This window comes from Neptuniibacter sp. QD37_6 (genome assembly GCF_047778085.1).
Taxonomy (GTDB): Bacteria; Pseudomonadota; Gammaproteobacteria; order Pseudomonadales; family Balneatricaceae; genus Neptuniibacter.
In genome coordinates this window covers 892,651-907,243 of record NZ_CP180550.1, presented here as the reverse complement: position 1 = coordinate 907,243, position 14,593 = coordinate 892,651, and the positions used below count along the sequence as shown (strand labels likewise).

At 41.9% G+C, this 14,593-nt stretch carries 12 protein-coding genes; 7 read left to right on the top strand and 5 right to left on the bottom strand.

Features of this window, described 5'->3' with window-relative positions:
- Positions 1 to 69 precede the first annotated feature (69 nt).
- On the top strand, positions 70 to 438 hold the full coding sequence (locus ACMXYO_RS04040; RefSeq protein ID WP_415887214.1) for a histidine triad nucleotide-binding protein: 369 nt from the start codon (positions 70 to 72) through the stop codon (positions 436 to 438).
- A gap of 147 nt (positions 439 to 585) precedes the next feature.
- Complete coding sequence (locus ACMXYO_RS04035; protein ID WP_415887212.1) at positions 586 to 2,394, top strand: ATP-binding protein; 1,809 nt, start codon at positions 586 to 588, stop codon at positions 2,392 to 2,394.
- A 10-nt stretch (positions 2,395 to 2,404) separates the two neighbouring features.
- Here the strand turns inward: ACMXYO_RS04035 and ACMXYO_RS04030 are convergent, their stop codons facing one another.
- Positions 2,405 to 2,833 carry a PilZ domain-containing protein gene (locus ACMXYO_RS04030; RefSeq protein WP_415887210.1) on the bottom strand — a complete coding sequence of 143 codons (429 nt, stop codon included), beginning with the start codon at positions 2,831 to 2,833 and terminating at the stop codon, positions 2,405 to 2,407.
- Positions 2,834 to 2,924: 91 nt separating this feature from the next.
- Entirely contained in the window at positions 2,925 to 3,959 is a 1,035-nt protein-coding gene (locus tag ACMXYO_RS04025) for a DUF2333 family protein (protein ID WP_415887209.1), read from the bottom strand.
- Positions 3,960 to 4,298: 339 nt separating this feature from the next.
- Here ACMXYO_RS04025 and ACMXYO_RS04020 point away from each other — a divergent pair, with 339 nt between their 5' ends.
- A complete protein-coding gene (locus ACMXYO_RS04020) occupies positions 4,299 to 6,956 on the top strand; it encodes an EAL domain-containing protein (RefSeq protein WP_415887208.1) in 2,658 nt (885 codons plus the stop codon).
- 52 nt (positions 6,957 to 7,008) lie between these two features.
- Here the strand turns inward: ACMXYO_RS04020 and ACMXYO_RS04015 are convergent, their stop codons facing one another.
- Positions 7,009 to 8,487 carry a response regulator gene (locus ACMXYO_RS04015; RefSeq protein WP_415887207.1) on the bottom strand — a complete coding sequence of 493 codons (1,479 nt, stop codon included), beginning with the start codon at positions 8,485 to 8,487 and terminating at the stop codon, positions 7,009 to 7,011.
- 245 nt (positions 8,488 to 8,732) lie between these two features.
- Between ACMXYO_RS04015 and ACMXYO_RS04010 the strand changes: the two genes are divergently transcribed.
- Together ACMXYO_RS04010 and ACMXYO_RS04005 are read left to right on the top strand one after the other, a co-directional pair.
- Positions 8,733 to 9,725, top strand: a complete 993-nt coding sequence (locus tag ACMXYO_RS04010; RefSeq protein ID WP_415887205.1) for a bifunctional enoyl-CoA hydratase/phosphate acetyltransferase — start codon at positions 8,733 to 8,735, stop codon at positions 9,723 to 9,725.
- Between the two features lie 5 nt (positions 9,726 to 9,730).
- On the top strand, positions 9,731 to 10,912 hold the full coding sequence (locus ACMXYO_RS04005; RefSeq protein ID WP_415887204.1) for an acetate/propionate family kinase: 1,182 nt from the start codon (positions 9,731 to 9,733) through the stop codon (positions 10,910 to 10,912).
- A 72-nt stretch (positions 10,913 to 10,984) separates the two neighbouring features.
- Here the strand turns inward: ACMXYO_RS04005 and ACMXYO_RS04000 are convergent, their stop codons facing one another.
- Together ACMXYO_RS04000 and ACMXYO_RS03995 are read right to left on the bottom strand one after the other, a co-directional pair.
- A complete protein-coding gene (locus ACMXYO_RS04000; RefSeq protein ID WP_415887202.1) occupies positions 10,985 to 12,217 on the bottom strand; it encodes a DEAD/DEAH box helicase in 1,233 nt (410 codons plus the stop codon).
- A gap of 162 nt (positions 12,218 to 12,379) precedes the next feature.
- Positions 12,380 to 13,498, bottom strand: coding sequence for an NADH:flavin oxidoreductase (locus ACMXYO_RS03995; RefSeq protein WP_415887200.1), 1,119 nt, complete (start codon positions 13,496 to 13,498; stop codon positions 12,380 to 12,382).
- Between the two features lie 90 nt (positions 13,499 to 13,588).
- On the opposite strand from ACMXYO_RS03995, the gene ACMXYO_RS03990 reads away from it, so the two are divergent.
- Together ACMXYO_RS03990 and ACMXYO_RS03985 are read left to right on the top strand one after the other, a co-directional pair.
- Complete coding sequence (locus ACMXYO_RS03990; RefSeq protein WP_415887198.1) at positions 13,589 to 13,897, top strand: LysR family transcriptional regulator; 309 nt, start codon at positions 13,589 to 13,591, stop codon at positions 13,895 to 13,897.
- On the top strand, positions 13,894 to 14,508 hold the full coding sequence (locus tag ACMXYO_RS03985) for a substrate binding domain-containing protein (protein ID WP_415887197.1): 615 nt from the start codon (positions 13,894 to 13,896) through the stop codon (positions 14,506 to 14,508). The genes ACMXYO_RS03990 and ACMXYO_RS03985 overlap by 4 nt, the downstream gene beginning before the upstream one ends.
- Positions 14,509 to 14,593 lie beyond the last annotated feature (85 nt).

Genomic DNA, 14,593 nt, shown 5'->3' with positions numbered 1-14,593 from the left:
TTCGGTATTTAATCCATTGGTAACACTGGATATACTGCATTTAAGTATTTAGCACAGTGAGGAAAACTGATGGATTGCCTGTTTTGTAAAATCATAAATAAAGAGATTCCGGCCGAAATCATTTACGAAGATGAGCACGTAATTGCCTTCAATGATATTAGCCCTCAGGCACCAACACACGCACTAATCATTCCGCGCAAACATATCGCAACGCTTAATGATATTAGTGCTGAAGATACAGAAATAGTCGGTCATATGGTTAAAACTGCTGGCACTATTGCGAAGCAGTTGGGAATCGATGAATCAGGGTACCGAACTGTATTTAATTGCAACTCCGATGGTGGTCAAACCGTTTATCATATCCACCTTCACCTTTTAGGTGGCAAACCAATGGGCTGGCCACCATACCAAGAGAAAATGAAAGAAGCGCTTAGCTAACTTTGAATAATTCTCCTTACAGCTAAAAGAGCAAGTCATTTTTTTCTTTTAGCTGTACAAGCTACTTTTTAATCTTAAAATTCATACTCTAGAAAAATATGGTTAAGGCTTTTCCTAGAGTATAGAAACCGAGATGCACCCAAAGTTATGCAAAAGGAACAACGGCTAATTACTGAAAGCCACATTAAATCTAGTGAGAGTATTCCTTCATATACTGAGCCATATAGGCATACTTCCTATAAGAGAGCTTTGAGTGAACTAAGGGAAGCATTACAGAGCGAAAATTCAGTAATTCTTAAAGGAGTTGAAGGCACTGGTAAAAGTACACTTATTAATGAGCTTATTAGTGAATTCCAAAAGATAGGGGTTCCTGTCGCTATAGTTAATAAGCCGTTAACAGAACCATCTCAGCTTTATTCACAATTAACAGGCTCACTTAAAGCCACAACACAGAAAGAAGATCTACTCCACACGCTCCAATCAATCAAAAAAACAAACCAATTTTGCCTATGCATAGTTGATCAACAAGCAATCAATTCTGACGATTCCGTAATCAACTCCTTACAGCAGTTATGCGAAATCGATGAAACTACTAAAGGTGCAATAAAACTAGTAGTAGTTCGCCAAGACTATATTGTCATTAACTCTGAAGGGCTTAAACAGGCTGATTTTATTAACTGGATTAATACCGAAATAGTCCTAGATCTTTTTCAGCTAGATGATATTGAAGGATATATTCATTACTTATCTTCCAAAGAGGGACTACCAGCCACGCCTTATGAAATTGGTACCGATTTATTGATGATTGAGCAATCTGAGGGAAGAATAAACCGTCTAAATGAACTTTTATTACCCCTGATTCATAACAAAATAATAACGCGAAAATATCTCAATAGCTCGAAAGAAAATCCCTCTCACTTAACAGCTGCGAAAATCGGCATTTATTCTCTTAGCATTACAATTCTTCTGATCTTAGGTTTTGGCATTAATCATTTCTTAAATTCAGGCTCTGGAAGTGTCGAACCACACATAAACGACAACACCCCAATTTTTGCTGAACCCAAACCACTTCAAAAGAGCCAAGTTGTCACCGTAAAACCACCGAGAATTACGGTCACAGAGAAAGAAGTGACCACCAATGGCTTTAATGATAGCGAGTATAAAACTGATACTTTAACAAGTCTTGCTCATGAAGCAGAGCAACAGATGCCTACGCAAGAGATATCAATTACAGGGCAGCCAATAAATAAAATGCCTTTGAGCGATATTGAACAGAAAAATAAATATTCACTAGAGGAAAGAACCACTTCTCTGACAGATCAAATGGACAAACAGTCAGATATTTTAACAGTTACTGTTATCGACAAAACTCGACAGATTAGTGAAAACACGACAATATCCAATACCCCGCTCAGAGAATTGTCCGTTCCTGCTCAGGAAAAAGCTTCCCCTTATGAAAAAACATCATCCGAGGTGGCTCAGTTAGTCCATAAACCTGCATCTATAAACAATAATGAAGCTGCTCAACTGATAGAAGCCACAGTTAATAAAGAAAAACATTTCTTGAGGGAAACGCCAGTACAAGAAGATGACGTTACTTCACCTATCACTCTAGCCACTGCACAAATTGACCATTGGGTAGCTGCTTGGCAAGCAAAAGACCAAAAAAACTATTTTAGAAGTTACAAACCTAATTTTACTGGTATATACGAAACTCATCAGCGCTGGTTACAAAAACGCCGCGATGCAATTAACCGCCCTCAGTGGATCAAATTGATCAGAGAAGAACTACATAACATCGTCATCTCAGAGAACCAAATTAAAGTAGATTTTTGGCTTCAGTACGAGGCTGCTAGCGGTTATAAAGACAAAACGCTGAAACAGATAACATTAATTAAAGTAAATGGAGAGTGGTTGATAGCAAAGGAACACAACATTAAAGTCGAAACAAATTAAAATAAAATGCTCAGTGCACGTTTTGTGGAAAATCATGAGCGTGTTCAGAAATCCATTCGATTGCAGCTTCTTCTGAGTTTAATTCTCGCCCTTCTTCTTCTAAGATTTTCTGGCGATATTCTTCGATATAACACACCTGCTCAACCATTCGAACTGCATAAGCAGTTGCTAGATCAGAAAAGCCGATCCCAACCAAAAACCCATTGCCCTTTTTTTTACACCAAACAACATGCCCTATGGTTTTAAATGGAGGTTTCTCTAATGATATTTCTACCTCTACAGCATCGCCTGGAGTCATCAGGTTTTCGGTTTCACAGGATAAACCGCCTGCACTTACATCTTGTGTAGTAACTTCAGTAACATTTTCGTTATTAGTTTGTTCTTGGCTACAAAGCTTGATTGGTATCGCTGCGGGATGACGAATAAATCGACGAGGCATAACGCTTCTCCTCTACCACTACTATTTAGTGTAGACCCAGAAACAAGTAAGGGGCACTAAGCCCCTTAAAAATAAACAAAAATTTGTTTAATCAACCTTTCGCTAGCAGCTCTCGTAGATCAATAATCGCAGCATTAGCGCGGGAAATATAGTTTGCCATCACCAAAGAGTGATTAGCGAACAACCCAAAACCGCCACCATTAAGGATCATTGGGCTCCACACAGTTTCCTGAGTAGCTTCCAACTCACGAATAATCTGACGGAGACTCACTCGAGCATTCTTTTTATCTAATACAGGTCCAAAATCCTGCTCAACTGCTTTCAATACATGTAATAGTGCCCAAGCAGAGCCACGCGCTTCATAAAACACATCATCGATTTCTAACCAAGGTGTTTTCACCTCTTTATCAGAAGCAGTCTGTGTAGATTGTTCAGCAGCCGGATCACCCGCTAAATCTGTGTTCACACGTTTTTGCCCAACACTTGCACTTAAACGCTGTGACAAACTGCCTAAGCGCGTTTGAACATCCCCAAGCCAATTATTGAGATTATCTGCACGTGCATAGAACTGAGCTTCAGATTCAGTAACTTTAGTCAGTTCCATCTGGTATTTGTGTAGTGCATCAAGGCCTTCTTTATACTGAGACTCAGAAGAAGGAAGTAACCAACTATTCGCATCGAAGTGGAATTGAGGCTCAGCGACTGTCAGCTCTGGATGTTCAACTGATTGAGACTGCGAACGACTAAAGTCTTTACGTAAGGCGCGAGCAAGATCACGAGACTGCACCAATACGCCATATTCCCAATTGCTGATGTTGTCTAACCAGATACCCGGAGGCGCCACATCATTAGTGATATAACCGCCTGGTTTATGCAACAACGTATCCATCAATCGATGCAGGGTATAAACCGTTGGATAACCCGTCGTTACTTTTACACCTTGCTCCTCCGCATTCGCTTTAGCTTCCGCAACTGGATCAAATGCAGCAGGAGGGCAGCTCCAATAAATACCTAGGGGAACAGAGATAGCAATAATTAGCGTGACAGCACTAAAAATAGCTCGGCTAATTTTACCTCCTGGCATGTTGTCCCAAAAATCTAAAAACCAATCAATCAATAATCCCATGAGGTTCCTCAGCTCTAACAATCCGTTGGACGATGTAACTGTCCACTTATTATTTACTGCCACAGCTTAACTGATCCTAAAGGTATTCGGAATGTTGCGATGGTCGAAGCAAAAAATTCTTTTATAAAACCTCTATAACAACGGTATGATGCCAAGAAATTACTTAGACCAAATTTTAAAAATTACTCAAATAAAAGATACTTTCATATTTCAAGTCAGCATCTTGTGTTGCAGCCTGGATACTTAAGCAAATATCAGAATAAGATGGTGTATCTTTACTATAGTGACAGGGAGTTACAGATTTATGCCTCAGGCAGCGCTACAAGGAGGGTATAAGACATGGTAAGACACGAAGGGATCAAACCGCTAAGGCTTTTGTTCACACTTCTTTCGGTGATTCTTTTATCTGCGTTGACCGTTTTCAGCATTGCCCTTTGGGATGATGTTAAAACCAGTCAGTACGATAAGCTATACAAACAAAATCAGACTCTAATTAGTCAGAGCCGATCTTTCTTTGATCACCAAACACGTCTTATTGTAAAAACAGTAAAAGCACGTTTTATCAACAAAAATCTACAAGAACGCTCTGTTACAAATGTATTCGAGTATCTTCTGTCAGCAACCGGCGAAGCTGCTGCATTTTCCTTAATCGATAAAAAAGGGAACGTCTTACTGAGTAAAGGCGATATCAATCTACCACAATTATCCAGCCCCAATATTGTGTTAGACAATGTAAAAGTAAGCCGAACCGCTCAGATAGGTTACCTACATAGAACAGGCCTTTTAGGGGAATCTTTACTGCCTTTCTATGTCCCTATTTTAAATGATGACAAAAAGATTATTGCCATCGTAATCGCTTTTTACCGCGTTCAGGGAAAATCATCCCTGATGCAGAAATTTATTAGCCCAGATAACAATACAATCTGGCTGCTAGGTGAAGGCGGGCAAGTGCGTATGTCTTATCCCATCCCAAAAGGTTTTGTATCAGACTTATTTGGTTGGCGTTTAGCTCAAGAAACGGCTACCGAAATTCAATATAGCCTACAATCAGGCCAAGTAAAACAAGGCCTAGAGCTCGAAGTTAAAGGGGAGAAAGTCCTAGCAAACGTAGGTTATTTACCAGAATATAAACTCATCACTCTCAACTCTTATCCTATCACTAAGCTATTTAACTCCTGGTTAGAACGAATGCGCCCTATCGGCACCGTATTTATCCTATTCCTTCTCGCTGCATTACTTGCCTACAGAGTTTCACTACAAATTAGTAAACGCATGTCCGACGCGAAACAAAAGGCGGAACGTAAAGTTCAAAAATTGTCTAAAGCAATTGAACAAAGCCCTAACAGCGTCGTAATCACAGATAACCTATGGTCGATAGAGTATGCCAATAGCCACTTTGACTTAGCTACAGCGAAGCCTAATGCCCATAATAAAGCTCGTGGACATAATATTATCGATTTTCCACCTTACAATGTCTTAACTAATGACCTTAAAAAGATTAGCGATGAAATCGCAGTTAAAGGTAACTGGTTTGGAGAACGTAAAACCGATTTTGACGGAAAATGGTATTCCTTCTCTATCAGTCATATCACTAATCCTGATGACGAACTCACCCACTATGTAGTCGTTGTGCAAGATATCAGTAGCCGCAAGAAGGCAGAGGCCAAGCTGTATAAACAAGCAAACTTTGATCCATTAACAGGCTTACCTAATCGCCGCAGAACTAATGAAAACCTAACAAGAGAACTCCAAAACGCTTGGAAAAATAAACAGCAAGTTGCTGTACTTTATTTAGATATCGACAACTTCAAAACCGTTAATGATACCTTTGGTCACATGGTCGGTGATCAATTACTACAACTTGTCGCAGGCAGACTAGTTAAATGCTGTAAGGGCAAAGCACATATTTGCCATATTAGTGGTGATGAATTTTTAGTACACGCAACCTATATCAGAAATCAAGAAGTAGAAACGCTAGCTGAGAAGATTCTTCGTGATGTAGAGAAACCTGTATTAATAGAAGGTAAACAGATCTATATTTCTGTCAGCATTGGCATCTCCCGCTACCCTGAAGACAGCAACGAGGTAGCAGGACTTATAAAGTTTGCGGATATTGCTCTATTTGAATCGAAGAAAGATGGTAGAAATCGCTACAATTTTTTTGACCACGAACTCGACTATCGCTTAAAACGCAGACACACCATCGAAACAGAATTACGCCAAGCGCTCGAGCGCGGCGAGATCTATATGGCTTACCAAAGCAAGAACAATATAGATACCGGCCGTATTATGGGTTTTGAGGCCTTAATGCGCTGGAACAGCTCTGTATTAGGCCCAGTTGGACCATTTGAGTTTATCGAAATTGCCGAAGATATCGGTGTCATTAACGAGTTGGGTGAGTTCGCTTTACGCCAAGCTTGCCTAGATTTGATCGAACTACAGAACTTCAGTGATACCCCTCTAATTATGGCTGTTAACCTGTCCATCAGACAGCTGAACGATGACAGCGTCATTGGTATGGTGACTGGCGTAATTGAAGAAACTGGTATTGAACCTAACAGGCTCGAACTGGAGATCACCGAAAGCCTATTAGCTGAGAATATCGAGAAGCTTCTTCCACGATTAGAGAAACTGCTCAAACTTGGAACATCACTCACCATTGATGATTTTGGTACTGGCTATAGTTCATTGAGCTATCTAACCACCTTCCCTGTATCGACCTTAAAAGTAGACCGTGCCTTTGTGAAGGATATGGTTCACAACCAAGGTGATGCCACTTTAACCCGTACGATTATCACTATGGCACATGCGCTCAATATGAAAGTGGTTGCTGAGGGAATTGAGGATGAAGATCAGTTAGCTCTGTTAAGAGACTTTGGCTGCGATATTGGTCAAGGCTATCTATTTAGCCGACCTCTGGTACATAAAGAAATGGAAACCCTAGTTGAAACAGAGAACCTGCCCAATACTCACGCTTTCAATTGCACCCTTACTTAGGCACCGCAAGACTTGAAACAATTTTAAAGCTCAGAGCAACCAAAAGAACAATTCACCCCAACTGTGCTTGCTCTTCTGGAAATTGAACACGAATATAATCCAACTTTCCTGACTCTACTAAAGAGATAAACACCTCTACTAGGCGTTTATCAAGGTGGCTACCAGCAATACGTTTAAGCTCACTGATGGCTTCATTTTGGGTCCAAGCGTCCTTATAGCTTCGCTTAGATAACAATGCATCGAAAACATCTACAACAGCAACAATCCTTGCAGCGAGCGGAATTTCATCTCCTTTCAAACCTTTTGGATAGCCACTGCCATCTACTTTCTCATGGTGAGCAATGGCTATATCTCTCGCCATATTAAAAAAGGCGTTCTTACCCAAGATCTTAGCCCCTATAGAAGAATGCAGACGCATAACCTCCCACTCTTGATTATCCAATGGACCAGGTTTATTAAGAATGGCATCAGGCGTGGTGATCTTGCCAACATCATGCATCATGCTAGAAAAGCCAAGACGATTCACCACTTCTTCCGATAAACCTATCGCTTTACCTAACTCTTCAGAATACTCCTTAACTCGGTTAATGTGGTTACCCGTATCATTATCTTTGTAATCACAGACCATAGCTAATTTCTGAATAGTCTCTACATTAGCTTCATATAACTCTTGCGTACGAGCTCTTACACGCTCTTCCAAGTAACTATTAGCTTCATCCAACTCACGATTAAGTCGTTGCTGTTCCTTATAAAGATGGCGAGTTCTGAGGTGAGAGCCAACACGAGCACGAAGTTCTTCATGACTGAAGGGCTTTGTAATGTAGTCACTAGCACCTGCCGTCAGTAAGTCACATAGCAGCTCTTCTTGGTCGAATTGAGTCACGACAATAACAGGCACTTGATCATACTGGGTGCAGGAGCGAATCAGATGATTCAACTCAATACCATCCATTTCTGGCATCTCAACATCGGTCATCACAAGATCCACGTCTTCATGCTGCTGAAGTGTCTCCCATGCTTCCTTACCATTTTGACAAAGCACTGGAGCACAACCTAACTGCTCTAGCATTTGACCATACAAAGCCAATAAAGCAACGCTATCCTCAGCCACTAGCACTTTGAATCGTTGCCCTGCGATATGCTGGCTAAACTGCATTGTCTCTCTACGCTCAATAACATTCTTCACTCTCTCAAGCAGAAAATGTTGAGTACAGTTTTTCATAATGAAATCGGTAACACCTGCCTGAAAGCAGTTACGTTTTAATTCCATTGACCGAAGAGAAGAGACAACAATAATTGGGACAAGTAAAAACTCAGGACGAGCTTTAATCTTAGATGCAAAGGCGACACATTCAGTATCCGGTAGCTCTGCACCCAAAAGAATGAGATCAGGCATGTCAAAACTGAGGGCTTTGTAACAGCTTTCACCAGTTTGGTGCAATTTTACGCGATAACCAGCATCTTCGAGTACAGCTTTGTAAAACGTTCGAATTGTTGAGCTACCATCAACCACAAAAATGGTTTGTTGCATCCTTATATCTCCAAGAGGTTCCGTCCTGCCAGACTAAGTATTTTAAATACTAAAAATTGATTCCTTAATTTATACCACCATGTTTTTTATGACCACACTAAACCTTAGGTTATTTTTAGCGTTTTTGTGACTTCATAAAATGAATTCTTTAACTATCGACCTAAGTAATAATCTTACTTTGATCGGAAACCTGATATGAATCACTAGTAAATATGCTGCAGCGCGTCATAATCAGGTCATATACAATGATTACCTTCAGTTCTATCAATGAACGGGTAATACAATTTAATTTCGAGGTTTTGATGGTTATTCAAGAAAAACCACCGCTGCACGACCAGCTAGAATTTTTTATTGAACAAGCTGAAAAGGCTCGTCCTATCCGTACTGCTGTTGCCCATCCAGTTGATGGCAACAGTCTGATTGGCGCAGTGGAAGCAGCCGAACACGGCCTGATCATCCCAACTTTAGTGGGGCCAGAAGCAAAAATTAAAGCAGTTGCTGAAGAACAAAATTTAGATATCAGCAATTTTGAACTCATCAATACAGAACATAGCCACGCCGCTGCTGAACTAGCTTGTGAATTGATTAAACGCGGCGAAGCTGAAGTACTGATGAAAGGTCATTTAGGCACATCGGAATTGCTACGTGCCGTGGTCCACAAAACTAAAGGGATCAGAACTGAGCGTCGCTTAAGTCACGTCTTCGTGTTTGATGTACCAAACTATCATAAGCCACTGATCATCACCGATGCTGCGATCAACATCACACCGGATCTATACTGCAAAAAAGATATCACGCAAAACGCGATCGACTTCTGCCGAGCACTAGGTGTTCAAACGCCGAAAGTAGCAATTCTATCTGCAGTAGAAAAAGTTAAGCCTAATATTCAGAGCACCATTGATGCAGCTGCACTTTGTAAGATGGCAGATCGCTCACAGATTACAGGTGGTTTAATTGATGGCCCGCTAGCATTTGATAATGCCATCTCGCAACAAGCCGCTATCGACAAGCACATTGTTTCCGAAGTATCCGGTGATGCCGATATTCTTCTAGCGCCTGACCTAGAAGCAGCCAATATGATCGCTAAGCAGCTGATCTATTTAGCTAACGCTAAATCGGCAGGCATCGCATTGGGTGCCAAAGTGCCGATCATTCTAACAAGCCGTGCTGATAAAACGCTTGCTCGCCTAGCATCCTGTGCGTTGGCATCTCATATGGTTCATCACAAAGAAAAGTAGGTCGTATGGAAACGATTTTAACGGTTAATGGCGGCTCCTCTAGCTTAAAATGTGCATTGTTTAAGTACACAGGCGCTAAGCTAGAGCTGCTATATAACTTTAAGCTGGGCAATATCCTTAATGATACCGCTCGATTTAAAGTAAAAGATGCATCCGGTGAAGTTCTACTTAAGAGCACGCCAAGCTTTAGCGAAGTGCCTAAAGAGCAACGCCACCAAGCCTGCTTAAAAACCATACTCGATTGGCTAAATGCTGAAGTCAGTGACAACACTTTATGCGCCTTTGGCCATCGCGTTGTTCATGGGGGTAGTCACTTTAGTGCGCCTATCCTGATTAATGATCAAGTATTGGATAAGCTGGCAAGCTTTATTCCACTAGCACCACTGCATCAACCTTATAACTTAAGACTGATCGAGGCCTGCCGAAACATAGCTCCAGACCTACCTCAGGTAGCCTGTTTTGACACAATGTTTCATGCCGAACAATCCGCGCTGGAACAGCACTATGCCCTACCTCGTAAATATACTGAGGAAGGTGTTCATCGCTACGGTTTCCACGGGCTTTCATATGAATATATTCAGCGCCAACTTGTTGAGCAGAAAAGCGGCCATCTAAAAACCGTAGTCTGCCATTTAGGTGCTGGCGCAAGCATGTGTGCTATCGGCGAGGGTAAATCAGTTGCCTCATCTATGGGCTTTACTGCGGTAGATGGCCTGCCAATGGGTAGCCGCTGTGGCAATATCGACCCGGGTGTTTTGCTTTACCTACAGCGTCATCACAACCTTTCGGCTGATGATCTGGAAGCATTGATCTACAAGAAAAGTGGCTGGCTAGGCGTATCGGGTATCAGCTCTGATATGTTGGAACTTGAGAAAAGCAATCAACCCGAAGCGGTAGAAGCGATCGATATGTTCTGCTACCGTGCAGCACTGGAGATTGGCCGCTTATCTGCAGCACTCGAAGGTCTAGAGCAGATTGTCTTCACGGGTGGGGTCGGCGAAAACAGTGCCAATGTCAGGGAACGCATCCTTAAACGCTGTGAATGGCTGGGCGTTAAATTTAACCCTCATGCCAATACAACCAACGACAGTATTATCAATGGTGCCGATTCTCAAGTGACTATACGCGTAATCCCGACCAATGAGGAAGCGATGATCGCCATGCACACTAAGGATTTAATGGCTTAATCGCCCTTACGCTCCAGCATTAAAAAAGGGTACCTCGAGGTACCCTTTTTTATATCTATAAATCTGCCAAGATTACTTCTTCGGTTTTTTCGGCGCTTTCTTCTTACCACTAGCCGGTTTTTTCTTCTTTTTCGTGCCTGCTGCTTTACCAGACGCTTTCACTTTTTTCGGGCCTTTGTAGCTACCTATCAAGCTTTCGATCAATTTACGTCTAAAGCGAGTCTTCAGATAACGCTCAATTGAAGACATCAGGTTCCACTCGTGCGGATCGATCAACGAGATCGCCTGACCTTCTTGACCAGCACGACCTGTACGGCCAACCCGGTGAAGGTAGAGATCGCCCTTACGCGGCATCTCCATGTTGATGACTAACTCAACCCCTTCCACATCCAAACCACGAGACGCTAGGTCAGTGGTTACCAAAACTGTTGTTGTGCCCTTACGAAAGCCTTCAATGGTTGCGAAACGGCCTTTCTGCTGGACATCACCATGCAATAGAGCTGCTTTGAATTTGTGGTAGCGCAAAAAGCCATCTAAACGACGCGCTTCAGTTTTACTGTTACAGAACACAATCGCCTTATCGTACGACTCATTTTCCAGTAACCAACAAAGCTGTTTATCTTTATGTGATTGATCATCAGAGAGGACAATGCTCTGCTTAATCCCCTCTTCCACCTCGCGCTTTTGACCAACACGAATCCACTCAGGATCAACTAAAAGCTTTTGAGCGAGAGAACGAACCTGCGTTGGCAAAGTCGCAGAGATCAACAACGTCTGACGTGCTTCTGGGCATAAGGTTAGGATCTGGTCCAAACGCTCTTTAAAACCAGTTTCTAGCATACGATCCGCTTCATCCAAAATCAGCAGATCTAAGCTATCAAGCTCAATAGAACGGTTTTCCAAATGCGGTACTAAACGGCCCGGTGTCGCAATCACTAAATCGGCACGAGCTAAGCGCTTTTCCTGCTGTTTAAAATCCTCACCGCCCACCAGCGAAACAGCATCCAGCTCTAGACCAGCAACCAATTTATTAAACTGCTGCAAAACCTGCTCAGCGAGTTCACGCACCGGTACAAGTACTATGGCTTTCGGCTGACGCGTTGGCGATTTACCTGCAGACAGTTCCTGCACTAATGGAATCAGATAAGCACCGGTTTTACCGCTACCCGTTGGTGAACTTACCAACAGATCCATCCCCTCCAACAACAAAGGCACCGCCTTTTGCTGAACCTCTGTCGGCTCATTGAAGCCAAGCGTTTTAAGGTTCTCTTCTAACTGTGGATGTAGTGCGATATCAGAAAACATAGTGATTCCATAAACAAAGAAAGCGATGAACATTCATCGCTTTCAAAGATAACGTATAAAGATCAGGTTCGCTGCTTTCACAGTGAACTAGCAGATGTGGCTATGATACAGGATTTCAGAATGAGGTAGGATTAAATTTACTTTGGCTCCGAATAATCCCTTTTACATATTTTTAAGATAACGCTTTGAATTTTCTAAATCTGCAATCGGAGCAAGCATCGCAAAATCAAACATATTGGTATCTTCAGATCGCTTTACCAAATTAGGCCAATCCTGATTAGCGAGAGCAGCTTTACCTATAGAAACAAAATCAGCATTTCCATTTCCTATTACGTTAATCGCTAACTGTGGTTCAACTACTCCGCCATTGGCAATAATCGGCAGTCCGCTTATTCGCTTGGCCAAAGAGGCTAGAGAAGCACTTCCCTCAAACGCAGGTACACTAAGTACCGGCTCGGTTGTATGAATATAATCGACCCCGCATTCTCGCATGAGTTTAAAGGTCGTTTCTGCTGCTGATTCACCCTCAGGCCACTCATAGTCTAGATCGTTGACTTTTTTCTGAGAAAAGCGAACTCCAACAATAAAATCTTGACCTACTGACTGCCTTACAGCCTCTATAATTTCTTTAAAAATACGCAGCCGGTTAACAAGATCACCACCGTACTCATCTGTTCGTAGGTTGGTGTATTGCGTCAAAAACTGATCCAACAGATAACCATTAGCACCATGTATTTCTACACCATTAAATCCCGCCTGTTTGGCTAATAAGGATGAAAATACAAAACCTTCTACAACCTCTTTGATGTCTGAAGTTGTAAGAGACCTAGGTAATCGATAAGGGCCATCTCCATAATAAAATGGCATCTGCTCACCTAAAGGCTGTACCTCAGAAGGAGCCATTGCCGTATTTGCAAAAGGGTTGTACTGGGACAATGCTCCTGCGTGCATCAATTGAGCTATGATAATAGCCCCCTTCTGCTGCACACTTTCAACGATCGGCCGCCAACTGTTCGCCTGCTTTACCGAACTGATTCCTGGCTGCTTTCGATAGCCTTGGCTAAATAATTTATCCGTATATAACCCTTCAGTAATGATCAGCCCAAACCCACCATCAGCATATCCCTCGTAATACTCCTTCATGAGCGGTCCAACCGTACCATCTTCATTTGCGCTCACTCTTGTCATAGGTGCCACCGCTAGTTTATTAGAGGCTTCCAGCTTACCCAGCTTAGATGGTTTAAAGAGTATTTCTTTTGTCGTCGTCATTTTTCGATCCAAATGTTAATTACATTGCCTTTAAATTTTGACTTTCAAAAAAAACATTGTGAACATCAAAAAAACTGAAACATTATTAACTTTTTATTGAATATGAGTAACATTAATCAGCTTGAAAGCTTAAAAGTACTTAAAGCCGTGGTTGAGAACGGTAGTTTTACCGCAGCCTCAAAGAAGCTAAACCTTTCGACTGCGAGGGTTTCCAAAGCAATTGAACGACTAGAAAGTGAGTTAGGAACAGTTTTATTCCATCGTAGTACCCGGCATATGCAAATTACCGACGATGGTGAGCGTTGCTACGCACGAGCAATAAACCTGATTAATCAATGGCAAGATTTAAAAGAAGAACTGATTGAGTCTCAACATTCACCTAAAGGCAATTTAAGGATAGGCGTTCGATGACTTGGGGACTATCTGAACTAGCTCCCATCATTGATGAGTTCATATTGAAATATCCAGATATCCGCCTTGATGTGCAGTTAAACGATCAACACGTTAACGTACTAGAAGAAGACCTTGATCTAGTTCTTCGATTAACCCATCAACTTATCGATAGCTCTTTAATTTGTCGAAAGCTTACCGAGTACCGACTAATCCCTTGCGCCTCTCCAGCTTACATAAAAGAACATGGAGAACCGCAACATCCTTTAGAGCTTAAAGAACACGCCTGCCTAATGTATAACCTTGCAGGGAATGCTCGTAAATGGCGATTTTTTAAAGGGCAGAAGCCAATTGATGTCTACCTAGAACCATTGTTACTTTCTAATAATAGTAAGCTGTTTCATTCAGCTCTGTTGGCAGGTAGAGGAATCGCCCTGATTCCTGAATTTGTTGTATCAGACGATTTAAACAGCCAACGTTTAGTCCCTATATTAAAAGACTTTGATACCGTAACGTTGAATTTATATTCTCTTAGGCCTGGAAGCCGCACCCCATCTTCTAGGTTACAAGTTTTTCACGACTTCCTCTGCGATCACCTGACGAAAATTAAAACAACAAGAAAGCAGCCCTAAGGCTGCTTTTAAAAGTGTGAAGCATATTCACCTATGCTTCGTTACGAGTTTTACAGAAACCAGCCTGCCCTCTACCTAGTTCTGC

Bases quoted from the DNA above. Each gene is read 5' to 3' on its own strand.
- ACMXYO_RS04040 (WP_415887214.1), top strand. From the start codon at position 70: ATGGATTGCCTGTTTTGTAAAATCATAAATAAAGAGATTCCGGCCGAA.
- ACMXYO_RS04035 (WP_415887212.1), top strand. From the start codon at position 586: ATGCAAAAGGAACAACGGCTAATTACTGAAAGCCACATTAAATCTAGT.
- ACMXYO_RS04030 (WP_415887210.1), bottom strand. From the start codon at position 2,833: ATGCCTCGTCGATTTATTCGTCATCCCGCAGCGATACCAATCAAGCTT.
- ACMXYO_RS04025 (WP_415887209.1), bottom strand. From the start codon at position 3,959: ATGGGATTATTGATTGATTGGTTTTTAGATTTTTGGGACAACATGCCA.
- ACMXYO_RS04020 (WP_415887208.1), top strand. From the start codon at position 4,299: ATGGTAAGACACGAAGGGATCAAACCGCTAAGGCTTTTGTTCACACTT.
- ACMXYO_RS04015 (WP_415887207.1), bottom strand. From the start codon at position 8,487: ATGCAACAAACCATTTTTGTGGTTGATGGTAGCTCAACAATTCGAACG.
- ACMXYO_RS04010 (WP_415887205.1), top strand. From the start codon at position 8,733: ATGATTACCTTCAGTTCTATCAATGAACGGGTAATACAATTTAATTTC.
- ACMXYO_RS04005 (WP_415887204.1), top strand. From the start codon at position 9,731: ATGGAAACGATTTTAACGGTTAATGGCGGCTCCTCTAGCTTAAAATGT.
- ACMXYO_RS04000 (WP_415887202.1), bottom strand. From the start codon at position 12,217: ATGTTTTCTGATATCGCACTACATCCACAGTTAGAAGAGAACCTTAAA.
- ACMXYO_RS03990 (WP_415887198.1), top strand. From the start codon at position 13,589: ATGAGTAACATTAATCAGCTTGAAAGCTTAAAAGTACTTAAAGCCGTG.
- ACMXYO_RS03985 (WP_415887197.1), top strand. From the start codon at position 13,894: ATGACTTGGGGACTATCTGAACTAGCTCCCATCATTGATGAGTTCATA.